Annotated in this window: 21 protein-coding genes and 1 pseudogene; 16 read left to right on the top strand and 6 right to left on the bottom strand. The window is 68.3% G+C overall.

Annotated elements, in window-relative coordinates; translation table 11 throughout:
• Nucleotides 1-387 precede the first annotated feature (387 nt).
• Nucleotides 388-1,776, bottom strand: a complete 1,389-nt coding sequence (dnaA, locus tag KE274_RS00385) for a chromosomal replication initiator protein DnaA (RefSeq protein ID WP_211539725.1) — start codon at nt 1,774-1,776, stop codon at nt 388-390.
• Nucleotides 1,777-2,090: 314 nt separating this feature from the next.
• On the opposite strand from dnaA, the gene rpmH reads away from it, so the two are divergent.
• The 10 genes from rpmH (at nt 2,091) to KE274_RS00335 (ending at nt 12,506) form a co-directional block, all read left to right on the top strand.
• On the top strand, nt 2,091-2,228 hold the full coding sequence (gene rpmH, locus KE274_RS00380) for a 50S ribosomal protein L34 (RefSeq protein WP_022879826.1): 138 nt from the start codon (nt 2,091-2,093) through the stop codon (nt 2,226-2,228).
• 51 nt (nt 2,229-2,279) lie between these two features.
• Nucleotides 2,280-2,585, top strand: a complete 306-nt coding sequence (rnpA, locus tag KE274_RS00375; RefSeq protein WP_307872107.1) for a ribonuclease P protein component — start codon at nt 2,280-2,282, stop codon at nt 2,583-2,585.
• Nucleotides 2,582-2,932: a membrane protein insertion efficiency factor YidD gene (yidD, locus tag KE274_RS00370; protein ID WP_211539721.1), complete on the top strand. Its 351-nt coding sequence runs from the start codon at nt 2,582-2,584 to the stop codon at nt 2,930-2,932. The genes rnpA and yidD overlap by 4 nt, the downstream gene beginning before the upstream one ends.
• Before the next feature lie 3 nt (nt 2,933-2,935).
• Complete coding sequence (gene yidC, locus KE274_RS00365) at nt 2,936-4,006, top strand: membrane protein insertase YidC (protein WP_211539719.1); 1,071 nt, start codon at nt 2,936-2,938, stop codon at nt 4,004-4,006.
• The gene (locus KE274_RS00360) at nt 4,003-4,494 is read left to right on the top strand and encodes a Jag family protein (RefSeq protein ID WP_211539717.1); all 492 of its coding nucleotides are present in this window, start codon (nt 4,003-4,005) and stop codon (nt 4,492-4,494) included. The genes yidC and KE274_RS00360 overlap by 4 nt, the downstream gene beginning before the upstream one ends.
• A complete protein-coding gene (gene rsmG, locus KE274_RS00355; protein ID WP_211539715.1) occupies nt 4,494-5,144 on the top strand; it encodes a 16S rRNA (guanine(527)-N(7))-methyltransferase RsmG in 651 nt (216 codons plus the stop codon). Before KE274_RS00360 ends, rsmG begins: the two co-directional genes overlap by 1 nt.
• Before the next feature lie 3,616 nt (nt 5,145-8,760).
• Complete coding sequence (locus KE274_RS00350) at nt 8,761-9,684, top strand: ParA family protein (RefSeq protein WP_249185785.1); 924 nt, start codon at nt 8,761-8,763, stop codon at nt 9,682-9,684.
• On the top strand, nt 9,684-10,652 hold the full coding sequence (locus KE274_RS00345) for a ParB/RepB/Spo0J family partition protein (protein WP_211539713.1): 969 nt from the start codon (nt 9,684-9,686) through the stop codon (nt 10,650-10,652). Before KE274_RS00350 ends, KE274_RS00345 begins: the two co-directional genes overlap by 1 nt.
• Before the next feature lie 60 nt (nt 10,653-10,712).
• Nucleotides 10,713-12,161 carry a sugar porter family MFS transporter gene (locus KE274_RS00340; RefSeq protein WP_211539712.1) on the top strand — a complete coding sequence of 483 codons (1,449 nt, stop codon included), beginning with the start codon at nt 10,713-10,715 and terminating at the stop codon, nt 12,159-12,161.
• 9 nt (nt 12,162-12,170) lie between these two features.
• Nucleotides 12,171-12,506 (top strand): tryptophan synthase subunit alpha, encoded by a 336-nt coding sequence (locus KE274_RS00335; protein ID WP_136033761.1) that lies wholly within the window; start codon nt 12,171-12,173, stop codon nt 12,504-12,506.
• Between the two features lie 145 nt (nt 12,507-12,651).
• Here KE274_RS00335 and trxA read toward each other — a convergent pair whose 3' ends face one another.
• The 4 genes from trxA to KE274_RS00315 form a co-directional block, all read right to left on the bottom strand.
• Nucleotides 12,652-12,975 carry a thioredoxin gene (gene trxA / locus KE274_RS00330; RefSeq protein WP_211539710.1) on the bottom strand — a complete coding sequence of 108 codons (324 nt, stop codon included), beginning with the start codon at nt 12,973-12,975 and terminating at the stop codon, nt 12,652-12,654.
• A gap of 69 nt (nt 12,976-13,044) precedes the next feature.
• A complete protein-coding gene (trxB, locus tag KE274_RS00325) occupies nt 13,045-14,019 on the bottom strand; it encodes a thioredoxin-disulfide reductase (protein ID WP_211539708.1) in 975 nt (324 codons plus the stop codon).
• Nucleotides 14,020-14,117: 98 nt separating this feature from the next.
• Nucleotides 14,118-15,734 (bottom strand): murein biosynthesis integral membrane protein MurJ, encoded by a 1,617-nt coding sequence (murJ, locus tag KE274_RS00320; RefSeq protein ID WP_211539706.1) that lies wholly within the window; start codon nt 15,732-15,734, stop codon nt 14,118-14,120.
• The gene (locus KE274_RS00315; RefSeq protein ID WP_211539704.1) at nt 15,731-17,920 is read right to left on the bottom strand and encodes a DUF6049 family protein; all 2,190 of its coding nucleotides are present in this window, start codon (nt 17,918-17,920) and stop codon (nt 15,731-15,733) included. The genes murJ and KE274_RS00315 overlap by 4 nt, the downstream gene beginning before the upstream one ends.
• Before the next feature lie 96 nt (nt 17,921-18,016).
• Here KE274_RS00315 and KE274_RS00310 point away from each other — a divergent pair, with 96 nt between their 5' ends.
• The 6 genes and pseudogenes from KE274_RS00310 to KE274_RS00285 all read left to right on the top strand — a co-directional run bounded on the left by KE274_RS00310 (nt 18,017) and on the right by KE274_RS00285 (nt 22,390).
• Complete coding sequence (locus KE274_RS00310) at nt 18,017-19,525, top strand: DUF7059 domain-containing protein (protein WP_211539702.1); 1,509 nt, start codon at nt 18,017-18,019, stop codon at nt 19,523-19,525.
• Between the two features lie 28 nt (nt 19,526-19,553).
• Nucleotides 19,554-20,609 carry an LLM class flavin-dependent oxidoreductase gene (locus tag KE274_RS00305; protein WP_211539700.1) on the top strand — a complete coding sequence of 352 codons (1,056 nt, stop codon included), beginning with the start codon at nt 19,554-19,556 and terminating at the stop codon, nt 20,607-20,609.
• A 178-nt stretch (nt 20,610-20,787) separates the two neighbouring features.
• Nucleotides 20,788-21,267 carry a GNAT family N-acetyltransferase gene (locus KE274_RS16715; RefSeq protein WP_211539698.1) on the top strand — a complete coding sequence of 160 codons (480 nt, stop codon included), beginning with the start codon at nt 20,788-20,790 and terminating at the stop codon, nt 21,265-21,267.
• Nucleotides 21,261-21,392, top strand: a pseudogene (locus KE274_RS00295) (LLM class flavin-dependent oxidoreductase); the annotation flags it as partial. The gene KE274_RS16715 and the pseudogene KE274_RS00295, both read left to right, overlap by 7 nt.
• 32 nt (nt 21,393-21,424) lie before the next feature.
• Complete coding sequence (locus tag KE274_RS00290) at nt 21,425-21,889, top strand: GNAT family N-acetyltransferase (RefSeq protein ID WP_211539696.1); 465 nt, start codon at nt 21,425-21,427, stop codon at nt 21,887-21,889.
• A gap of 78 nt (nt 21,890-21,967) precedes the next feature.
• Nucleotides 21,968-22,390 carry a GNAT family acetyltransferase gene (locus KE274_RS00285; protein ID WP_211539689.1) on the top strand — a complete coding sequence of 141 codons (423 nt, stop codon included), beginning with the start codon at nt 21,968-21,970 and terminating at the stop codon, nt 22,388-22,390.
• 33 nt (nt 22,391-22,423) lie between these two features.
• Here KE274_RS00285 and KE274_RS00280 read toward each other — a convergent pair whose 3' ends face one another.
• On the bottom strand, nt 22,424-24,205 hold the full coding sequence (locus KE274_RS00280) for an alkaline phosphatase family protein (protein WP_211539687.1): 1,782 nt from the start codon (nt 24,203-24,205) through the stop codon (nt 22,424-22,426).
• Between the last annotated feature and the right edge of the window lie 23 nt (nt 24,206-24,228).

The raw sequence follows: 24,228 nt of genomic DNA, 5'->3' as shown, positions 1-24,228 counted from the left end.
ACGCCGGAGCACCGGCGAAGCTCGCATCGGGTTCTCCCCACCGTCTGGTGATCGGATCGCCCCTTGAATGACTTAACTCCTTAACGGTGTTAACCGCTGTGGATACTGTGGATAAGTCGGTGGAAAGCAAGCGCGAGTAGGGAACTACACGACTGTGACTTGTGGAGACACTGAGGAATCCGCGGGTTGGCGGGCATGTGGACAGTCGCAGCTGTCCGACGGTTATCCACAGGTTTCCTCAATCGCCCCACATTCGAGGCGGTTCGATCCCGAACCATCCACAAGTTATCCACATGTGCATAGACGCATTTATCGGAGACGCGGCCCCGGTGTCAAGAACGACGAAGGGCGCCGTCCCTCACGGACGACGCCCTTCCTGCGGATCCGTCAGCGACGGCCGAGCTGTGTGGTGATCTCGGTGACCTGGTTGTAGATCGAGCGACGTTCTTTCATGAGCTCGCTGATCTTCTTGTACGCGTACATGACGGTCGTGTGATCCCGGTTGCCGAACAGCTGCCCGATCTTCGGTAGCGACAGGCTCGTGCGTTCGCGGCACAGGTACATCGCGATCTGCCGCGCCGTCGCGATCTGCTGCGACCGGCTGGAGCCGTACAGGTCGTCGACCGTGAGCTTGAAGTACTGTGCGGTCGCCGTGATGATGTCGGTCGGCGAGATGATGTTGTCTTCCGCCGTGTCGATGATGTCGCGCAGCACCGTCTGCGCGAGCGAGATGTCGAGCGCCGACCGGTTGAGGCTCGCGAATGCCGACACGCGGATCAGCGCGCCCTCGAGCTCGCGGATGTTGGACGACACCACCGTGGCGATGTACTCGAGCACCTCGTCGGGGATGTGCAGCGCCTCGCTCTGCGCCTTCTTCCTGAGGATCGCGATGCGGGTCTCGAGGTCGGGCGCCTGCACGTCGGTGATCAGGCCCCACTCGAAGCGGCTGCGCATGCGGTCCTCGAAGCCGGTGAGGTGCTTGGGCGCGACGTCACTCGTGATCACGACCTGCTTGTTGTGGTCGTGGAGCGTGTTGAACGTGTGGAAGAACGCCTCCTGTGTCTCGGCACGACCCTGGAGGAACTGGATGTCGTCGATGAGGAGGATGTCGACATCGCGATACCGAGCCTGGAACGCGGCACCCCGGTTGTTCGCGATCGAGTTGATGAAGTCGTTCGTGAACTCCTCGCTGGAGACATAGCGCACCTTGACCCCGGCGTACAGAGACTGCGCGTAGTCGCCGATCGCGTGGAGGAGGTGGGTCTTGCCGAGTCCGGAGTCACCGTAGATGAACAGCGGGTTGTACGCCTTGGCCGGCGCCTCTGCGACCGCGACCGCTGCGGCGTGCGCGAAGCGGTTGGACTGGCCGATGACGAAGTTGTCGAAGGTGTACTTCGGGTTCAGACGGGACTCGTGGCGCAGCTGCGTCGGCTGCTCCATCGGAGACTCGCGTGGCTGCTCCTGGCGGCCGAAGTCGGCGACGGCGATCGGGGCGGTCGGCTGGTCGGCGAGCTCGTGGTTCACGACGACGCGGTACGAGGTGACCTCGTCGCCCACGTGGGCGAGCGCCTCCATGATCGGCAGCCGCAGCCGCTTGTTGATCTGTGCGGCGGTCAGGTCGTTCGGCACCTCGAGATAGAGGGTCGCGGCCATGACGCCCGCGGGAACGGCGAGGCTCAGGAAGCCCTGGAGCTGCGGGGTGACGCGGTCATCGGCCTCCAGCAGCTCCTGCACCGTGGTCCAGATCGGGACGTCGGGCTGGGCTGGTGAGGACATGGTGCTCCGGACGACGGTTCGGGTCGGGGTCGACGTGCCGTGCCCCTGTGGATAACTTCGGATGCCACGGTAGTCACACCGGCCACGAACGGCAACCTGCCCTTGAAAACACGGGGCGTGTTGCGCACATCCGGAGAGACCCGGTTGTGGATAATGGCTGTGCGGTTCCCGCGAGGGCCTGAGCGCAGCAGGGCGCAAATTTGCCCTGTGCGCCGCCACGACGTACCCTTAGTCGGTTGACTTATGCCTATTTGGGCAGTTCCCCATGTCTCCGGTCGAAGTGAATCCGGTGGCAGCATTCCCGGAGTGATCTCATGAGCAAGCGCACCTTCCAGCCCAACAACCGTCGTCGCGCCAAGAAGCACGGCTTCCGCGCCCGCATGCGCACCCGCGCCGGCCGTGCCATCCTGTCGGCACGCCGCGCGAAGGGCCGTACCGAGCTCTCTGCGTAAGCAGCCGTGCTCGCCCGCCCGTTCCGTCTGACCCGCGGGAGCGACTACCGAGTGGTCGTTCGACGCGGATCGCGTTGTGGCGGTGCGCGCGTCATCACCTCGATCCTCTCGACGGGGGAGAGCCGTGACGCGCGGTTCGGTTTCATCATCAGCAAGCAGGTGGGTACCGCCGTGGTGCGCAACACCGTGCGTCGGCGTCTGAAAGCCGTCTGCGCGGAGGCGCTCCCGCGTGTTCCTCAGGGCACGGATGTGGTCATCCGTGCCCTTCCTGCATCCGCCACCGCGACCTTCGCGGAGTTGCGGAGCGACGTCGAGCGGTGTCTGCAACGCCTGGCTCCGGCCGAGGCCTCGTCATGACTGCCCTACCAGCCTCCTCGGTGGGAACCGGCGAGTTGCACGGGCGGGATCTGCTGCGGAGCATTCCGCTGCTCCCTCGGAACGCGGTCATCGCCTTCCTTTCCGGGTACCGCAAGGTCATCTCCCCGCTCTATGGAGATGTCTGTGCGTACTACCCCTCCTGTTCCGCCTACGCTGTAGGTGCGGTGCAGCAGCACGGCGCGGTGCGCGGGGCCCTGCTCTCCGCGTGGCGCATCCTCCGCTGCAATCCCTGGACCAGCGGCGGCGTGGACGACGTCACGCCGCACGAACACTTCCGCTACGACCTGACCTCTCACGGTTTCGTCGTTCCCTCCCGAAAGGACTGACCGGTGGGTCTTGACCTCCTGCTCGCCAGCACCACCCCCAGCCCCGAGCCGGCTGGGGGCGGGTTCGACCTGCTCGGCACGATTCTCTGGCCGCTGAAGTGGGTCGTCGAGCTCATCCTGGTCGCCTGGCACTGGCTGCTCACCGCGGTCGGCCTTCCGGCTGCGTCCGGCATCACGTGGGTGCTGTCGATCGTCGGCCTCGTCGTCGTGGTGCGCGCGGCGCTGATCCCGCTCTTCGTGAAGCAGATCAAGAGCCAGCGAAAGATGATGGAAATTGCTCCTGAACTGCGAAAAGTTCAGGAGAAGTACCGCGGTAAGAAGGATCAGCTCTCTCGCGAGGCGATGAGCCGCGAGACCATGGCGCTGTACAAGAAGCACGGCACGACACCGATGTCGAGCTGCCTCCCGCTGCTCGTGCAGATGCCGATCTTCTTCTCGCTCTACAGCGTGCTGAGCGACGTGAGCAAGCACGCGAAGGAGAACATCGGTGGCGTCGGGCTCCTCAGCCCGGAGCTGACCAAGGAGTTCTACGACGCGAAGCTCTTCGGAGTGGCGTCGCTCCACGAGAACCTCGGCAACGCGATCGACGCGCAGAACACGACGGCGATCATCATCCTGGTCACTCTCGTGGTGCTCATGATCGGCTCGCAGTTCTTCACGCAGTTGCAGATCATCTCGAAGAACCTCTCGCCGGAGGCCAAGACGGGCCAGGCGTACCAGATGCAGAAGATCATGCTCTACGTGCTCCCGCTGGGCTTCATCTTCTCCGGCGTCTTCTTCCCGCTCGGCGTGGTCGTGTACTGGTTCATCTCCAACCTGTGGACCATGGGCCAGCAGTTCCTCGTGATCCGCGAGATGCCGACTCCCGGTTCCGAGGCGGCCAAGGCTCGTGAGGAGCGTCTGGCGCGCAAGGGCAAGGCGATCGACTCGTCGGGCAAGGTCGTCCCGATCGCCGTGTACGAGGCGGAGCAGCAGCGTCTGCTGGAAGAGGCGGAGAAAGCGAAGGCTGAGGCTCCCAAGCGGCAGCAGCCCGTCGGCAAGAAGCGCGCGAAGAAGAAGGGAAGCGGTTCATGAGCGAGGTCGTGACCGGGAGCAGTGAGCCCACGGTGGCGCAGCTGGAGCACGAGGGTGACGTCGCTGCGGACTACCTCGAGGAGCTGCTCGACATCGCCGACATCGACGGCGACCTGAACCTCGATGTTCGCCAGGGCCGCGCCTATGTCTCTGTGGAGGCGGAGGGCGACGGTCTGTCGGTGCTCTCTGCACCGGAGACCGTGCAGGCGCTGCAGGAGCTGACCCGCCTGGCGGTTCAGAACAAGACCGGTTCGTTCTCCCGACTGATCCTCGACATCGGCGGATCGCGCGACACACGTCGTCGGCAGCTCGAGACGCTTGTCGATGCCGCGGCTGCGAAGCTGGATGAGGGTTCCTCGCAGGCATCGCTGCCCGCCATGTCGAGTTACGAGCGCAAGCTGGTGCACGACATCGCGGCAGATCGCGGACTCGTGTCCGAGTCCTATGGCGAGGGTGCTGACCGCCACACCGTCCTGCGTCGTCGGTGATGTCGGTGTCGGATTCTCCGGCCGAGGAGGGTGCTGTCGAGGCGGAGCCCGCCGTTGCCGCCGGTCTGTTCGGTGACCGCATCGAAACGGCCCGGCAGTTCACCGCCGCGCTGGCACGCGAGGGCGAGGAGCGGGGTCTGATCGGACCGCTGGAGCTGCCGCGCCTGTGGACGCGCCACATCCTGAACAGCGTGATCGCGGCGCCGTTGTTTCATGGCAGCGTGGCAGACATCGGCTCCGGTGCCGGGCTTCCCGGTCTGGTGCTCGCCATCGCTCGGCCCGACGTGACCTGGACTCTGGTTGAGCCGATGGAGCGTCGGGTCACCTGGTTGACCGAGCAGGTTGCGGAGCTCGGGCTGAGCAACGTCACCGTACTGCGTTCACGGGCGGAGGACGTGAAGCCGGCAGGTGGATTCGACGTCGTGACGGCGCGGGCAGTGAGTGCGCTACGAACGCTTCTTCCCTTGACTGCACCGCTGGTGCGGGACGGCGGCGAGCTCGCGCTCCTCAAAGGGATGAACGCAGCGAACGAGATCGATGCGGCCGAGAAGCAGATCAAGAAGTACCGCCTCTCGGATGTGCGCGTTGAGGTTCTGGGCGAGGGCGTTTTGCCGGAGACCACTCGGGTCGTCCGTGCCCGCGTTCGTTGAGCGCCGTTTCACGTGAAACACAACTGGGTGGGACCTCAGGCGTACCCCTTTGCCTGGTGCTCGACGCCCGTAGCTATCCACGCGAATCGCGGCAGGGCCGCCGGTGGCCGCGACGGTGGCAGTGGCGGCACGCGGAAGAAGTCCGACAGACGTGCACTGCCGGTTCTCGGCGGGGCGCGTGCGCCGCTTCATCAGGGATGCTGAAGACTCTGAAGCTCCGCGGTCGCTGGTGGTGGGGGCGTCAGGTCTTGACGTGCGATTGATCGCGAGGTGCTCTGCTCGTCGATCTCACGGTGTGGTGGCTCAACTGGTATCCGTCGGCGGATGACGGTTCCGGGCACGATGGACCGGCGTCTGATCCGGGGATTGTTCATCCTGACGTGCTTTCGCGCGGTGGACGGCAGGCATGGCTGCCTCTCTTGCGGCCTAGCCGAGCGGACCGGATCGACGTTTCACGTGAAACATCGTGGCATCGTGGCTGCGGTCCTCCGGATTGCCATCGGAGGGTCACGGATAGTCCCCGCGGTAACAGTGCCGCTTGCGCATGGTGAAGAGCCAGTTACATCCTCGGTGGCTTCGGACTACGTGATGCCCGTAGCTGCAGGAGTCAGTGGACGCCGTGCTCGTGCGATTTTGCGCTTTCCGCGTCCTCAGCGTTCCTTCCACGGCGATGGTCTGCCGTTCCTCGGCTAAGGGTCGGCCTGAGGGAGCGGAAGGGCTCCGGGGCGGGGAGTGGTGTGGCCATCGAGCTCTGGGCCTGCCCGGTCTCACAGCGCGGTGTCGTGACTGCACACAGCGAGGTGTCGTGACTGTGCACGCATGGCGGGACGGCGACCGCAGCTCGTGCGGGCGCGCGGGTGTTGTGCGTCGGCCTTGCGCGCCATTCGGGTCGTTATGGGCGCCGTTGGAACGCGGCGAGGGCCCGCTGGACAGGTGCGCCAGAGCTCCGGTTCCGCAACGAGGACAGGCTTGATCTGCAGCTTGTGTTTCACGTGAAACGGTGAGCGAGGGGAGTGATTCGCTTCGGATGCCGTGGCGGCGTTGCATGGCCGGGATGCACAGACCGGGCGTCTCGTCGTCTCGATGACAGATGGGACGACGGCGACGCCTTCACACAGTTGTCGATGTCATCAGCGTTGAACGCGTGTTCTCCCCGTGGTTTCGCGCGGAGTGGGGCGGTGAGGGGCGGTCACAGGCGTGCTCAGATTGCAGATGCTGGGTGCCTCGAGCCGTGCTCGGCAGTCTTCCGGATCCGGTCCGAGCCGCGTACACACGGGGGAGGGCGCCACGTGCACGCTGATAGCTGTTGCGCACGCAGCAGTACCGACTCTCGCGACGTTCGCCGCGCCTGACGTGAGTCGGGTGTGGGGGAGGCTTGTGCGGAGTGCCGTGGGTTACTCGGGTTCGTTCCGCCGTGAATCGAGGAGCGGCGGGGGAGTCAGTCGTGGAGCAATACCGCGAGGCGCGCCGTCGGTCACGGAGCTGTGGACTCAGGAGGGGCGCTGCAGCGCTGTCTTAGAGGAGGTCGCTGTGCGCGAGGCGGATGCGGATGAGCGAGGCGCCCGCGGCGCGGGCCTGGCGCGGGACTGGCACTTTGCGAGGCGAGGACGGCTGGCGCGGCGACGCCGCGTGGTGGGGAGCGTGCGGAGTCGGGTCGGGATCGCATCGGGTTGTTCACGTGAAACGGCGATATGAGAACCTGTGCGCGCGCGTCTCCTGGGGCAACCGAGGTGCGAGTGAATTGAGGTGAGTTGCAGAACCAGGCGGGGTCAGTGGCGATCGAGCTGTGCCGGCCAGGATTGCGGGCTGCTACACCGGAACGAATGGCCGAAGAGCTTCGCCCCATGAGGTGACGAGGTCTGAGGAGCTTCGGGATGATCGCTCTGATTGTTGGGTTCGAGGCGGTCGGCGGGAGCAGTACGTCGTGGACCGAAGCGAAGGGCCGGACGTGCAGTTGAACCGGCGGCATTGCGGCGCGTTGTTTCACGTGAAACGGTCATTGTCTCTGCCCCTTCCATGGGAATACTGCGCGCGCAGACGGATCTGGCCCCGGTCCCGACGGTGGCCGTGGCGAGCGTGGTGCCCGGCGACGCCCCTGCGTGCGTCGTGGGGCGCGGGGCTGCTGGTTCACGGCGTCCGTGCGGTGCATCACCGCAGCGGTCGATCGGGGAGCGAGCGATGGGCACGGTGGAGAGAACCTCACTCGGCTGACTGATGCGTTCGAGCAGAGACTCCACGCGGAGAGCGATACCGCCCCAGAAGTCCCGAAAGCCGGAGGTGTCGTTCCCGGAGCGGCATCGCAGGGGCGCGGGAGGGAAGCGGAAGGAATGGCGGCCCTCGGAGCCACCAGCGTGGGGGAGCGGGTGAGGGTACTGAAGCAGATCCGGGGGGAGCGGAGCGATGTCAGCGGGCGGGACGATCCGGGTGGCGGGCCGCGCCGTGGTAGTTCGCGCGGAACGCATGACTGCTCGCGTCGCCCCCGGAGCGAGGGGAGCGTGGTGCGGTCACCGTCCCGGACGCGTGTGTCTGCGCCTGAACCGGACCGACAGGGCAGGAGTTCCTGCGGTGGGGCGACATCGCTCGTGCATCGCTCATGCCGCGCACGGCGGCCCCCGGGCCCGAAGCAGTGCTGATGCGGCAACCGCCGGGATGTACGCGGCTGCGCGGGGTAACGATGGGAACGGCGGGGGAGGGTGGTCCGTATCCGTACTCGTGAACTGCTCGTGCCGCGCATGGCGGCCTTCGGGCTCGAAGCGATGCTGATGCGGCAACCGGCGGGATGTACGCGGCTGCGCGGGGTAACGATGGGAACGGTGGGGGAGCGCGATCTGTATCCGTACTCGTGAACTGCTCGTGCCGCGCGAGGCGGCCTCCGGGCCCGAAGCGATGCTGGTGCAGTCACCGGCGGGATGTACGCGGCTGCGCGGGGTAACGATGCGAACGGTGGGGGAGCGTGATTCTTATCCTTACCGTGAACTGCTTGTGCCGCGCATGGCGGCCTCCGGGCCCGAAGCGGTACTGGTGCAGTCACCGGCGGGATGTACGCGGCTGCGCGGGGCAAATGGGAACGGTGGGGGAGCGTGATCTGTACCCGTACCCGTGAATCGCTCGTGCTGCGCGCGGCGGCCTCCGGGCCCGATGCCGTGCTGTTGCAGTAGCCGGTGGGAAGCACGCGGCTGCGCGGGGTAACGATGGGAACGGTGGGGGAGCGTGAGCCGTCTCCGTCCTTGAATGAAACCCAGAGGGGAGCGGACACGCCACGCAAGACGCCTCGTGCCGCGAAGCGGTGGGTCCGCGACTTCGGTGCAGAGAGTCGGGCGCGCGGATCGGCGTCGCATGATCGGTGCGATCACGCACGGACCGTTGAAGAAGGATCCGACCCCAGCGGTTAGCGATCGTCAGGTCCCGCGACGCATCCAGGAGAAGGGTCTCCCCGTCTTGGGTCCGCCGGCCCCCGTCTTGCGCGGGGATCACTGCCCAGGTCGGACGGCCCTCGTGGAGAACGGTCTGGCATGGTTCACATCTCGAAACAAGAGCGTGGAGCGCTCGGCGGCCCGCGAGGGAGTTCAAGGTCGGTTGCTGCGATTAGAGTGGGATGCGGCCCCGAAAGGAGTGGATGTTTCACGTGAAACAGTCCGAGAAGACACCGGCAAACGACTCCTTCGGGATGGACACCCCGCTCGCCCGCGAACTGGCCGACCTCTCCGCTCGCCGCAGGGCCTTGGAGGCCGTGAAGGTGGAGTTCACCGGAGAGACGCGGGTGCTGACCGTGTCGAACCAGAAGGGCGGCGTGGGCAAGACCACGAGCGCCGTGAACATCGCCTCAGCGCTCGCGGGACTCGGCGCCACCGTGCTCGTGATCGACCTCGACCCGCAGGGGAACGCCTCCACCGCCCTCGGTGTGCCGCACAACGCCGACACGCCGAGCGTCTACGACGTGCTGATCGACGAGTTCCCGCTCGCGGAGATCGTGCAGCCCAGCCCCGAGAATCCCCGTCTCTTCTGCGCACCGAGCACCATCCACCTGGCCGGGGCGGAGATCGAGCTGGTGGCGCAGGTTGCGCGTGAACATCGACTCCGCCGCGCCCTGCAGGACTACCTCTCCGAGCACCCGGTCGACTTCGTGATCATCGACTGCCCGCCGTCGCTGGGGCTGCTGACGATCAACGCCTTCACGGCAGCGTCCGAGGTCTTCATCCCGATCCAGTGCGAGTACTACGCACTGGAGGGACTCAGCCAGCTTCTCGGCAGCATCCAGATGATCCAGAAGCACCTCAACCCGGAGCTGCACCTGTCGACCATTCTGCTGACGATGTTCGACGGACGCACGCGGCTGGCGCAGCAGGTCGCCGAAGAAGTCCGCACGCACTTTCCCACGCAGGTGCTGGACACCGTCATCCCGCGGTCGGTGCGAGTGTCTGAGGCCCCGAGTTTCGGCCAGACGGTCATCGCGTACGACGGGCAGTCCGCCGGCGCGATCGCCTACCGCGAGGCCGCCGTCGAAATCGCGTCACGCGTGACGCAGAGCAAGGAGAAGTAATGGCGAAGCGCACTGGACTCGGCCGGGGCATCGGTGCCCTCATCCCGACGGCAGATCAGGCGGAACGACCCGTCGACGTGTTCTTCCCCGGGGCGAGCCTGCGGCCAGACGCGGGTGAGGCCACCACGGCGCAGGCCGCCGAGGCCGCCCTCGAAGCAGTCCCCGGCATCCACCTCGTGCAGGTCGACCCGCACGCGATCGTGCCGAACCCGCGTCAGCCGCGCACCCACTTCGACCCGGAGGACCTGGCCGAGCTCGTGCACAGCGTCCGCGAGTTCGGGGTGCTGCAGCCCGTGGTCGTCCGGAAGAACAGCGACGGCGACTACGAACTCATCATGGGGGAGCGGCGCACGCGAGCCGCCCGCGAGGCAGGTCTCGACGCCATCCCGGCGATCGTTCGCGACACCGCCGACGAGGACCTGCTACGGGATGCGCTCCTGGAGAACCTCCACCGCTCCGAACTGAACCCGCTCGAAGAGGCTTCGGCGTATCAGCAGCTGCTCGAGGACTTCGGCATCACGCAGGAGGAACTCGCCACGCGCATCGGCCGCTCCCGCCCGCAGATCAGCAACACCATCCGCCTGCTCAAGCTGCCCGTCCCCGTGCAGCAGCGCGTCGCCGCCGGGGTACTGTCGGCCGGTCACGCTCGCGCGATCCTCAGCCTCGACACCCCCGAGGCCATGCAGCGCCTGGCGGACAAGGTCGTGAACGAAGACCTCTCCGTGCGAGCCACCGAAGTGGCGGCCAAAGCGCAGCCGAGCGCGGGGAAGACGCCCAAGGCCACTCCGGGTGCCCGACGGGCGTACCTCGACGAGGTCGCCGGCAAACTCGGAGACCGCCTCAACACGCGCGTCAAGATCTCCCTGGGTACGCGAAAAGGCCAGGTCACAATCGATTTCGCATCTATCCAGGATCTGAATCGCATTCTCGAGGAGCTGGGCGAAGAAGGCTACGGCTCCGCGCGCTGACCCGGCGCGAGACCGGCGGTGTCATAGACTCGCGTCATCTTGACGATGCGGGGGTAGGTCATGTCCAGAGCAGCGGACGCAGCAACCATCAAGCGCCGCGTGATCGCGGTGAGTATCGCGGCAGCACTGGGAGGCTTCCTCTTCGGTTTCGACACGGCCGTGATCAACGGTGCGGTCGACGCGCTCGCGGGTGACGTCTCCGGATTCGACCTCGGCACCGGCCTCAAGGGCTTCGCCGTGTCCTCCGCCCTCATCGGATGCGCCGTCGGTGCGTGGTTCGCGGGACCGGTGTCGAACAAGTTCGGGCGCATCCCGGTCATGGTCGCGGCAGCCGCCATGTTCTTCGTCTCGGCGATCGGGTCGGGCCTCGCCTTCAGCGTGGTCGACCTCATCATCTGGCGCGTGATCGGCGGACTCGGCGTGGGCGCCGCCTCCGTCATCGCCCCGGCGTACATCGCAGAAGTCTCGCCCGCAGCGATCCGCGGACGACTCGGATCGCTGCAACAGCTCGCGATCGTCACGGGTATCTTCGCGGCGCTGCTGTCGGACGCGCTGCTCGCCGGGATCGCGGGAGAAGCCGACCAGCCGCTCTGGGGCCTCACCGCCTGGCGCTGGATGTTCATGGTCGCTGCGATCCCCGCGCTCGTCTACGGCCTCGTGTCCCTCCGGCTACCCGAATCGCCGCGCTACCTCGTGCGCCGAGGGGACACCGAACGCGCTGCCGAAGTGCTGCAAACCGTGACCGGCACGGTCGATACCGCCGCGAAGATCAAAGAGATCACGGGCACGATCGACACCGAGCGCTCCGAGTCGCTGCGCGATCTGCGCGGGCATCGGTTCGGGCTCAAGCCGATCGTCTGGATCGGCATCCTGCTGTCGGTCTTCCAGCAGTTCGTCGGCATCAACGTCATCTTCTACTACTCCACGACACTGTGGCAGTCGGTCGGATTCGACGAATCCAGCGCCCTGCTCACGTCGGTCATCACCTCGGTCACCAACATCGTCGTCACGATCGTCGCAATCCTCCTGGTCGACAAGGTCGGGCGGCGCATCATGCTCCTGGTCGGCTCCGTCGGCATGACGGTGACCCTCGGCCTCATGGCGCTGGCCTTCTCGTTCGGCACCCTCGACGCTCAGGGCACCGCCACGCTTCCCGACCCGTGGGCCACCGTCGCACTCATCTGCGCGAACGGCTTCGTCGTGTTCTTCGGCGCCAGCTGGGGACCGCTCGTGTGGGTGCTGCTCGGCGAGATCTTCCCGAACTCCATCCGCGCCGGCGCCCTCGCCGTCGCCGCCGCCGCGCAGTGGGTGGCCAACTTCTTCATCTCCACGACGTTCCCCGCGTTCGCGGAGATCGGCCTCACGTTCGCCTACGGCTTCTACGCCTTCTTCGCCCTGCTGTCGTTCTTCTTCGTGTTCTTCAAAGTGCCCGAGACCAAGGGCCGCGAGCTCGAGGACATGACCGAGGATGCGAAGGTCGAGCGCCGCCGGGGTCCTGCACGCGCGTAGGCTGGACGGATGACCGAGTCCGTCCCCCGCCGCGCCAGCCTGGAAGTGCTGCGTGCCGAAGCGGCCGACGAACTCGCGGTGCTGATCCAGGAGCGGCTGCTGGGCGGGGAAGACCCGTGGGAGTTCATGGAGGAACTGCCCAGCGTCGACGAGCTCGTCGTCTACCTGCTGCGCGCCGACAACATCGCCGCGAACGACGGTGTCCGGCCCAACGCCGCGCGACACTACCGCGTGCTGCGGCAGATCGCCCTCGAGTACCCGGAGCTCACGCCCGCGGTGTGGGGGCTGCTGGACGAGCAGCAGCGCCATCGCCGATGGGATCCGCGCATCGCCGACGCCTCCTGACGCCGATGCTCCGCGTGCCGTACGACCCGTCGTGGCCGGCACGATTCGAGGAGTTCGCGACAGGCCGGCAGATTTCGCGTCGGCAGGCGAGGGGGCATGCGAAAAGGGCCGCACCCGGAGGTGCGGCCCTTGGTCGTCGTGGGGATCAGCCGATGAAGTCGGCCAGGTCCTTCTCGAGAGCGAACTTCGGCTTCGCGCCGATGATCGTCGTCTTGACCTCGCCGCCCTGGAAGACCTTCATCGCCGGGATCGACGTGATCTGGTACTTCATCGCGAGCTCGGGGTTCTCGTCGACGTTGAGCTTGAGAATGGTGATCTTGTCGGGGTTGTCGGCCTGGATCTCGTCCAGCACCGGCGCGACCATACGACACGGACCGCACCACTCGGCCCAGAAGTCCACCAGCACGGGACCATCGGCCTGCAGAACGTCCTGCTCCCAGGTCGCCTGGCTCGTCGCCTTTGCACTCATCAGAGTTTCTCCTTGTTCGAGGTTCGCCTGCTACAACAACCGGCGAGGGAAAAGTGTTCCCGGCCCTGATCAGGCCGTGATGACCTCGGCCGCCTCCGCCGCCGGGACCTCCACGGAGGCGTCTTCCAGGTCGGCCAGGAAGTGCTCGGCGTCGAGAGCCGCGACCGTGCCCGTGCCCGCGGCCGTGATGGCCTGACGGTAGGTGGGGTCGATCACGTCGCCCGCCGCGAACACACCGGGAACCGACGTGCGCGAGGAGCGGCCGTCGACCCAGATGGTGCCCTCGGGCGTGAGCTCGAGCTTCTCGTGCACCAGGTGCGTGCGCGGGTCGTTGCCGATCGCGATGAACAGACCGTCGAGCGGCAGATCGCGCAGCGAGCCGTCGACCGTCGAGCGCAGCTGCACGCCCGACACCGCGTTCTCACCGAGGATCTCCACGACCTCGCTGTTCCACACGAACTCGATCTTCTCGTTCGCGAACGCCCGCTCCTGCATGATCTTCGAGGCGCGCAGCGAGTCCTTGCGGTGAATGACGTACACCTTGTCGGCGAAGCGCGTGAGGAAGGTGGCCTCCTCCATCGCCGAGTCGCCGCCGCCGACGACCGCGATCGTCTTCTGACGGAAGAAGAAGCCATCGCAGGTGGCGCACCAGGAGACACCGAAGCCGGACAGGCGCTCCTCGCCCTCGATACCGAGCTTGCGGTAGGCGGAACCCGTCGCGTAGATGATGGTCTTCGCCTCGTGCGTGGCACCCGAGCCGAGAGTGACCTTCTTGACCGGGCCGGCCACGTCGAGCTCGGTGACGTCGTCGTACAGGACCTCGGTGCCGAACTTCTCGGCCTGCTCCTGGAACTTGGCCATCAGCTCGGGGCCCTGGATGCCCTCGGGGAAGCCGGGGTAGTTCTCCACCTCGGTCGTGTTCATGAGCTCGCCGCCGACCTCGACGGAGCTCGCGATGAGCAGCGGCTCCAGGTTCGCCCTGGCGGCGTAGATGGCAGCCGTGAATCCGGCGGGGCCGGAGCCGATGATGATGACCTGACGCATGTGATCTCCGTTAGAAAGGCGGTGCCGTCGAAAGACGTCCGACTGCTTCAACCCATGGTAACCGCGGGGCATTCCCGGCCGGGAGGTGCACGCCGGGCTCAGCGGCCGGGCAGGAAGCGGCGCACGAGTCCGCCCGCGGCCTTGAGCTCCGGGGCGCGCAGCACGGCGAGGATTGCGACGTACACCGCCACCACGACGAGGCCGATGATCGCGGTGCCGACGGCGCCCTGGATCTTGTCGGACGCGGTCCAGCCGTCCACGCCGCCCATCAGCAGGAACACGCCCCACCCGGCGAGCCCTGCCGGCACCGCCGCCACCGCGAACCGGGCGATCGCCGTCGCCCACGTGCGCACCCCGAGGCCGCCCAGACGGCGGTGCAGGAGCCAGGTCGCCACGATCGTCTGCAGGGTGCTCGCCACCGACTGGCCCAGGGCGACAGCGGCCGCGAGCGACGTGATCGGGATGACACCCGCCTGGTACAACCCGCCCGCGAGCAGCGCCGTCGCGACGATGAGCACGCACTGGAAGATCGTGAACCAGAACGGCGTGCGCGTGTCGTCGTAGGCGTAGAACGTGCGCTGCACGATGAACAGAAGCGTGAGCGGGATGAGGCTGACGAGATAGCAGAGCAGCACCAGTGCGGCGGCCTCGGCGTCGGCTGCGGAACTCGTGAACACGCGCGACGCCGGGATCGCCGCCGCCGCGACCGCCGCGACCGCCGCCACGATGAAGAACAGCAGCGTGCGGATGCTGCGCGAGATGTCGGCCCGCACCTCGGCGTCGCGCCCGGCTGCGGCGTGCTCGCTGATCTGCGTGAAGTATGGCGTCCCGATCGACAGCACGATCACGGAGTACGGGAGCATGAAGATGAGCCAGGCGTTCGCGGTGACCGTCGCCGAGGCACCGGAACCAGACGCCTCGCTCACGATGAAGCCCTGCAGCATCCCGGCCGCGAGGCTCGCGAACGCCATCAGGAAGGTCCAGCCGGCGAGCTTGCCGACCGCGCCCAGGCCCACACCGCGCCACTGGAAGTCGGGCCGCAGCGCGAGGCCGGTGCGCCGCCAGAAGATCAGCAGCACGAGCGCCTGCAGGGCGATGCCGAACGTGGCCGTGCCGCCCAGCACCGCGATCATGGACGGCGTCCATTCCTCGGCCTGCGTCGGCACCGGCGCGAACACGGCCCCCAGGATGAGGAAGCCGACGATCGACACGATGTTGTTGATCACCGGGGCCCACGTGAACGGACCGAAGATGCGGCGCGCGTTGAGCGCTTCGCCCAGCAGCGCGTAGAGCCCGTAGAACAGGATCTGGGGGAGGCACCAGTACGCGAGAGCGGTCGCCAGGGCCTGCGCCTCCAGCGGTGCGCGTCCGGCCACGAGCACGACCAGCCACGGGGCGGCGATCGTCGCCACCGCCGTCGTCGCGACCAGGACCACCGTGCCCAGCGTGAACAGCTTCGAGATGAACGCGTTGCCGCCGTCGGCATCGGCCGTGGCCTTCACGATCTGCGGCACGATCACCGCCGTCAGCACACCGACGGAGATGAGCGAGAAGACGCTGTTGGGGAGGGTGTTGGCGTACGTGAAGGCGTCCGCTGCCTCGGAGCCGACCGCACCGAGCACGCCGACCAGCACGATGCTGCGCAGCAGACCCGTCAGGCGTGAGACCAGGGTGCCGGCACCGATGATGGCGCTCGCGCGTCCGAGGCTCGTCACGGGTTCTCCTTCGTCGGCGGGGTGTCGCGGTCGAGGGCGCGCTCCTGCGCCGCAGCCTCGGCCTCCTTCTCCTCGATCAGCTCGTCGACCGCGGCCTCCACGGCCTGCGCCTCGACGGCCTCGCGGCGCTTGCGGCGCACCGTGCGCACCACGCCGAGCGCGATGAGCAGCACCGCCAGTCCGCCGAACACCACGAGCCCGATCGTCTCCCACTCCGCGCGCACCGCCACCCGCACCGACTGCTCCGACTGGATCGGCACGCCCGTGGGGCTGGACAGGCTCAGACGCAGGTCGAGCTCACCGCTGCCGACCCGCGCCGACACGGGCACCTTGACCCGGGTGCTCGACTGGGGCTGCACGACCGTCTCGATCACGGGCTTCACCTCGAGGCGAGGGTCGCTCGGAGACGCCGAGAGCCGCACGGTCACGGGCCACGGAAGGTCGTTGCGCACCGCGATCGGGAGGTCGGCGTTCGCGGTGAGGAGCTGGATGGTGCTCGACGGCGGGATGCTCACGCTCGACAGCGTCGTGGTGGTGCGGGCGCGATGGGCGGCGACCTTCTCGGCGAACTCGGCGTCGGACGACCCCACCGCGATCGTGCGGAGGATGCGCATGCGCTCGGGGGAGAGCAGCACCCCTGGCTCGCTCAGGATCGTGGAGAACGCCGTGAGCGACTGTTCGTCGGTGAGCAGGTTCACCAGGTCGGTCGAGCGCGAGGTGGCCGCCGCCTCCGGCAGCGCGACCGCCACCGGCGCGGTGGCGCGGACCGTGGAGAGCTCGAACCCGATCGAGTCGGCGGCGGAGATCGCGTCGCGCAGCGCATCGGCCGTGCGGGTCTCGTCGCGGTCCAGCCCGATCAGCAGGGGAGCGCCGCCCGTGGCCCCCTGCGCCAGGAACAGCTGCGCGGACGCCTCGGCGAGCAGGCGCTGACGCACCACCGGGTCCGCGGCCCCCGCAGCACCCGAGAGCGCCGCGGACGTCGCGGCATCCGTCACCAGGAGGTCGAGGCCGCCCGCGGTGGCGTGCGCCGCGGTGGGCCCGCCGAGCGTCGCGGACGACACGACCGTAGTGGTGCTCTGGCCGAGGTACCCCGCGAACGCCGTGACGTCGGCCTGGGTCAGATCCTGCTCGGGCCACACGACGCGGGGGAGCGCGCCGTCGACCTCCGTGAGCGTCGCGTCGTCGGGCAGGGCGGGGGCGTTCGTGCTGCCCGGAGTCGGGCTCGCCGAGCCCGGCGCGGACGGGGGTTCGGTGGTGGCCGACTGCGGGGGGAAGTCGGCAGGATCGAGCAGAGCAGTGAACGGCAGCGGAGCCAACGGCGCCGCGAGGCCCGTCTGCGCCTGCACCGTGAGATCGGCATCGCCGAACTGCAGCGCGAACCGGGCGTTGGGCAGCTCGTCGAGACGCGTCAGCCACTCCCGTGCGGACTCGGGCGCCGCGGTGCCGAGCGCGCGGATCGACGCCAGGATCGCGGGGTCGATCGCGAGCACGGCCGTGGTGCCGGACACCCCGTCGAGCTGCGCTGTGAGCGCCCCCTCCGGCGCGGTCAGCGTCGTGAGCTCGTCCGCCGTGAGCAGCGCGCCGCCGGCGGGAGTCGCCGTGATGGGCACGAGCACGCCGACCGGGCTGGCCGTGGGATCGGACACCACCAGCACACTCGTGGCCGTGGTGTCCCACGTGGTCGCGCGCTCGCCGTCCGTGTCGCCCGTGCGCGCACCGCTCAGAGCCGCCCGCAGCGGGTACACCCCGGGGGCCAGGGCCTCGATGGTCTCCTGCGGCACGAACACCGTGGTCGTGGCGATGCCGTCGGGATCCGCGGTCTTCGACGCCTCGTCGCCGAGCGAGACGAACGCGCCCTCCGTCTCACCGTCGTCGAGCCAGTCGCTCACGGCCTCGGCGGTCGGGAGAGGGGTGCTGCCGAGCTCGATCTCGACCCGACCGGCGCTCAGCTCGGTCTCGGTGCCGTTGTCGATCGTGACGACCGCCGACGTGGAGGTGCCGGGCGCGACCACACCGCGCAGTCCCGCGGACACGTGCAGCTCGACCGTGCGGTCGTCTCCGGACGGCTGGTCCGCAGCGGACGCGACACCGGGGACCGCCAGCGTGCACGCGGAGGCGGCGATCACCGCCGCCGCCAGCCGTCGCAGGCGCACACGGAGGCCCGTGTGGGGGGTGATCGCGGTCATGAAGGTCTTCCTCGAACGCCGGGGAGGGGCGGATCGTGAGTACTGACCTTGCGATTCTAGGAGGCGCGAGGAAGGAGAACCCTGAAGACGCGTAGAGTGACGGCCGTGTCCGACGCCCCCGCACCCGTTCCCGACCCCGTCCGCAGCGCCCGCCTCGCCGCCGACCTCGACGCCGCCGACCTCCGCTCCGAGCCGCTGCGGCAGCTGTGGGGCGCGGAGGCCGACGACGCGCTGGGCCGCGGGATGCGCGAGCCGATCCTCCGTGCGATCGCCGACGACGACGGCGTGCTCGCGACCCTCGGACGCCTGTTCGTGCTCGGCCTTCCGCAACCGGAGGCGGTCGTCGCCCCGGCGCTCCCCGCCCTCGGCGTGGACGGGCTGGTCGAGCTCGGGCTCGCGCGTGTCGAGAACGGCACGGTGGTCCCGACGGCACTGCTGCGTCCGCAGTCGTTCGTGGACGCGGACGGCGTGGGCGAGTGGTGGATCGCGAGCGACCTCGACGAGGTGGCGCTCGACGGACCCCTGCCCGCCGACCACGTGCTGGGTGTGGGCGGGGCCTCGCGCACGCTCGCCGAGACCGTGGTGCCCGTGCAGGTGGAGCGCGCCCTCGACCTCGGCACCGGCTGCGGCATCCAGGCGCTGCTGGTCGCCCGCCGCGCCGGCACGGTGGTCGCGACCGACATCTCCCGTCGCGCCCTGGCATACGCGGAGCTCAACGCGCAGCTCAACGGCGTGACCAACATCGACTTCCGGCTCGGCAGCATGTTCGAGCCCGTCGCGGGCGAGGCGTTCGACCTGATCGTGTCGAACCCGCCCTTCGTGATCACTCCGCGCACCGAGGGCGTGCCCGCGTACGAATATCGCGACGGCGGCCTGGTGGGCGACGCGCTGGTCGAGCGGTTCGTCCGCACGGCACCCGCCCACCTCACGCGCGGCGGCATCGCGCAGCTGCTCGGCAACTGGGAGTCGCGCACGGGCGTCACCGGGCTCGCGCGGCTCGAGGCGTGGGTGCCCGCCGACCTCGACCTGTGGGTGATCGAGCGGGAGGAGCTGTCGCCCCTGGCGTACGCGGAGCTGTGGATCCGCGACGGCGGCACCACGCCCCGCGACGCCGCGTTCGTGCCGCTGCTCACCGCGTGGCTCGACGACTTCGCCGCGCGCGGCGTGACGGCGGTCGGGTTCGGCTACGTGCTGCTGCGGCGCGGCGACGGTGAACCCCTGCGGCGGGTGGAGCGGCTCGGGCAGCAGGTGTCGAACGTGGGGGCGGCGCTCGCGGCCGGGCTCGCGGCGCACGACGCGCTCGCGGGCGGGCTGCCCTCGACCCTGGTGGTGGCGCCGGATGTGACCGAGGCCAGGCACCTGATGCCGGGCGACGACGACCCCAGTGTGATCGAGCTGCGTCAGGGCGGCGGCTTCGCGCGCACCGTGAGCGTCGACAGCGCGCTCGCCGGGTTCGTCGGCGCGTGCGACGGGGAGCTCACCGTGGCGCAGATCGTCGGCGCGCTGGCCGACCTGTTCGACGTGCCGCTCGCCGACCTGTGGGCGGACCTGGAGCCGAAGATCCGCTCCCTCGTGCGCGACGGTTTCCTGACGCCGGGGGAATAGTCGACGCTTCCATGCGTTCGAATACATCATGAAGGCTTTCGGATTCCTCTCCTTCGGGCACTACGCAGACGTGCCCGGCTCGGCGACCCGCACCGCGGGCGACATGCTGAAGCAGACGATCGAGATCGCGGAGGGCGCCGACGAGCTGGGGGTGAACGGCGCCTACGTGCGCGTGCACCACTGGGCGCGGCAGGCCGCGTCGCCCATGCCGCTGCTGTCGGCCATGGCCGCGCGCACGGAGCGCATCGAGGTGGGGACCGGCGTGATCGACATGCGCTACGAGAACCCCTTCCAGTTCGCCGAGGAGGCCGCCGCGCTCGACCTCATCGCCGACGGCCGCATCGCCCTCGGCGTGAGCCGTGGTTCACCCGAGACGGCGCTGCGCGGCTACGAGACGTTCGGCTACGTGGACGAGGAAGACCCCGAGCGCGGCAGTGTGCTGGCCAGGGAGAAGTTCGAGATCTTCCTGCACGCGATCGACGGTCAGGGCATCGCCCCCGGAGACCCGCGCATGGTCGGCGCCGGCCGCTACCTGCAGATCGAGCCGCAGTCGCCCACGCTCCGCGACCACATCTGGTGGGGCTCGGGCTCGCGCGCCACGGCCGAGGAGACCGGACGCAAGGGCCTCAACATGATGAGCTCGACCCTGGTGACCGAGGCCACGGGCCAGCCGTTCCACGAGCTGCAGCGCGAGCAGATCGACCTGTTCCGCGCCGCGTACAAGGAGGCCGGTCACACCGGGACCCCGCGGGTGTCGGTGAGCCGAAGCGTGTTCCCGCTGATCTCCGACATGGACCGCGCCTACTTCGGGCTGCGCAGCGAGGAGAACGGCGACCAGATCGGCATCATCGACGGGTTCCGCTCCACGTTCGGCAAGACCTACGCCGCCGAGCCCGACGTGCTGATCCAGCAGCTGAAGCAGGACGAGGCCGTCATGGCGGCGGACACCCTCATGCTGACGATCCCGAACCAGCTCGGGCCGGAGTACAACCTGCACGTGCTGGAGGCGTTCGCCGAGCACGTCGCCCCGGCGCTGGGCTGGAAGCCCAACACCGAGGGCCCCGTGCAAGGCGACGCGATCTGAGCATCTAAGTGCGGATTACGCTATTTGAGCGCGCCAAAGAGATCGGGCAGGCCGCCGGGCGCATCGGAGCGACGCCAGGACCCCGATGGCATGAGCGCATCCAGAACAAGCAACTCGGTCAGGATCAGTGAGGCGTCGTGACGAACCTTGAATCGCAGCCAGCGCAGGGCGATGTCCTATGACTGCGATCGTTCTTCGACAGGCATCTTTCCCGGAAGATACCGCTTCCGTCTCGGCACTTCTGGACAGCTACCTCCGGCAGACCGAAACTGAGAAGGCAGAGCACGCTCTCGTGTCGAACGCCGGCCCGCTGCCCGAGCGGTATCAAAGAGAAGTGGCCGATCCCGCCAAGGCGTTGCACCGGATGCGGGTCATCGTCGCCACGGCGGATGGGTTGGACTGCGGAGTCGTTGTCGTCGGTACCTCGGTTTCTGGGGCTTCGGAGATCAAGCGGTTCTGGACGGATCCGACGGCACGAGGCCTCGGCGTCGGATCGGCTCTGATCAGCGAGGCGCTGCGGGGCATCGGTCGCCCTGTTCAGCTTTCTGTGTGGGATTGGCGAGAACCTGCCATCACGCTATACCGGAAGCTCGGTTTCGTTATCTCTCCCACGCCCTGGGATGACCGCGAGAGACTGCTTTGTTTGGAGCTCTCCTAATCCTTCCCAGCCAGCTCGGGCCGGAGTACAACCTGCACGTGCTGGAGGCGTTCGCCGAGCACGTCGCCCCGGCGCTGGGCTGGAAGCCCAACACCGAGGGCCCCGTCACGGGGGACCCGGTCTGACGCGGCCGAGCAGGGTCCGTACGATCGACACCATGCCCGAGGACGCCCACCCGCCGACCATCCGTCCGTGCCGCGGCCCAGAGGAGTACCCGACGCTGGTCGAGATCTGGCGCAGCGCGGTGCGGGCCACGCATGACTTCCTGGACGCCTCCGACTTCACGCGGATCGAGTCGCACCTGGCGTCGGACTACTTCCCCGCGGTGACCCTCACCGTCGCCGAGACCGACGGCACGCCGGCCGGGTTCGCCGGGGTTCTCGACGGGAGCCTGGAGATGCTGTTCGTCTCCGACGCGGTCCGTGGTCAGGGCGTGGGGTCTGCCCTGCTGGCCGAGGTCGTCGAGAACCAGGCGGTGACGCGCGTGGACGTGAACGAGCAAAACCAGGCGGCGCGCGCGTTCTACCTGCGCCGCGGATTCGTGCCGGTCGGCCGCAGCGAACTCGACGGGGACGGGCGACCGTACCCGATCGTCCACCTGACCCTCCCGTCGGACGTCTGACCGCCGCCTCCCCCTGACCTCGTTCCCACCGGTGGGCGGCTGATCCTCGCGGGAGGCCGGATCTGGGAGGCTGGAACAGTGCACATCCGACCCTTCCGATCTGAAGACACCGATGCCGTCGTCGACCTGTGGGAGGCGGCGGGGCTCACGCGGCCGTGGAACGATCCGCGGAAGGACATCGCCAGGAAGCTGACGGTGCAGCCCGAGCTCTTCGTCGTGGCGGAGGACGAGACGGGGCGCATCCTCGGCACGGTCATGGCGGGATACGACGGTCATCGAGGGTGGATGAACTACCTCGCCACGCAGCCCGACGCGCGCGGACTCGGAGTGGGCAGGGAACTCGTGGCGCACGTGGAGGCCCGCCTGCGCGACCTCGGCTGCCCGAAGGTGAATCTGCAGGTGCGTGCCGGCAACGCGCAGGTGGTCGACTTCTACCGACGGCTCGGCTACGAGATCGACGACACGGTCGACCTGGGCAAGAGGCTCATCCCCGACGTCTAGGCCCGACGTGCAGCCCCGACGGACAGCGCGGGGTCAGCTGCCCTTCGCGGGGCCGAACAGCTCCTCGCCGTGCTCGTGCAGCAGCGTGTATGCGTCGGCGAAGGTCTCCGGCTCCGGCTCGCCCGGCTTGCCGTAGCGCGCCAGCAGCAGCCCGAGCAGCCCGCGGGCGGGCGGGGTCAGCGGCTTGAGGTGATCGGCCTCGTTCGGCTGCGGCGTGCCGTCCTCCGGGTTCGGCGGCGTATAGGCCGGGGTGGTCACGGGCCAATCGGCCGGGTGGCGTGGCTTGTCCAGGTTCACCACGTTCATGAGCGTGTTCGCGGACTGGTCGCGGTCGTTCAGCGGCTTCAGCCCGTGCAGCCGGGAGAGCGTCGCGGTCACCGAGCCGTGGTGCATCTCGTCGTGGATGATCGTGCCGCGGCGGGTGTACGCAGACACGGCGATCGCGGGCACCCGGCACCCCAGTCGGTCGAACGTGAACCCCATCTCCCCGGGCTCCGTGTCGGGCGTCGGCGTGGTGGCGGAGGGCGGCGGCACGTGGTCGTAGCACCCGCCGTGCTCGTCGAACGTGATCAGCAGCAGGGTGTTCACCGCGTTCGAGCCGTCCGGGGTGGCACTCGTGCGCACGGCCTCGTACACGTCGTGGATCAGCCGGTCGCCCGCCCGCACGTCGGAGATCGCACTGTCGAACACGGGCTCGCCGTCGACCACGCTCTCGCGTGGCGCACCGAACGGCGGATGGAAGTCGTTGTGGTCGTACACCATGCGCGGCTCGATGAACGCGTACGCCGGGAGGGTGCCGTTCTTCGCGTCGGCGTAGAAGTCCTCCATCGTGCCGAAGTGCTCCGTGCGCCAGTACTTCTCCAGCACCGCCGCGTGCAGCATGCCCGTGAACGACACCAGCTGCAGCTTGTCGATGTAGACCTTCCAGCTGATCTTCTTGTCCTCCAGCCGGTTGAACACCGTGGGGGCAGCCGGCGCGTCGATCCACTTCCGGTACCCGCCGCCGCCCTGATTGGTGACGAAGCCGTGCGAGGTGGAGGCGTGGAAGAACGAACGATTGCAGAACGTCTGCGACGGGACGCCCGCATACCAGTGGTCGAACACCGCGAACTCCGACGCGAGAGTCGACAGCACCGGCAGCATCTCCGGCGAGAACGACCCCATGATGTGCCTGGCCTCGTCGACGCTCGGCTCCTTCCCGCCGCGGAGCCGCCGGAAGTTGATGATGTAGTCCTCCAGGAACCCCGACATGGTCGCCTTCTCACCGTGGGTCGGGGCGTTGAACGGAGACGCCATCTCATCGACGAACAGGTCCGCGTTGGACTTCGGGTCGACCGTGCCGAAGATCTGGGTGTTGACGTGCGGGTACTCCTCGCCGGGGTCGGGGTCGGGCAGGCTCATGATCCGGTCGGTGTCGCCCTGGTACACGTGCGCCTCGACCACGGTGCCATCGGCGGCCGTGTTGCTGTGCGTGCCGAACGCGAGACCCTCGAACGTCTCACCCTTCGGGAGCGTGTCGGGCGTGTAGAGGTAGCCGAGCAGGTTGTCGAAGGAGCGGTTCTCGCCCATCACCACCACGATGTGGTCGAAGCCCGGTTCCTTCCGCGGCGTGAGTGCGGCGAACGGGTCGGGGTCGTCCGCGAAACCGTCGCGCGGGTTGCCGCCCGCCACCGCTGCGCCGATCGCGGCACCGCCCGCGCCGCCGATCACCGCACCCGCGAGTGCCGCGCCCCCCACCTTGAAGAATCCGCGCCGGGACGGATCCCGCGGGGTCGAGTCGGCCGGGGCGGGGGTGGGCGAGTCGGGGGCGTCCATGCGCCGATCCTATGACCGCGCGG

This window comes from Microbacterium paraoxydans (genome assembly GCF_018224615.1).
GTDB classification, from domain to species: Bacteria; Actinomycetota; Actinomycetes; order Actinomycetales; family Microbacteriaceae; genus Microbacterium; species Microbacterium paraoxydans_B.
The sequence above is the reverse complement of the archived record's forward strand: the minus strand, read 5'-3'. Positions and strand labels throughout refer to the sequence as shown.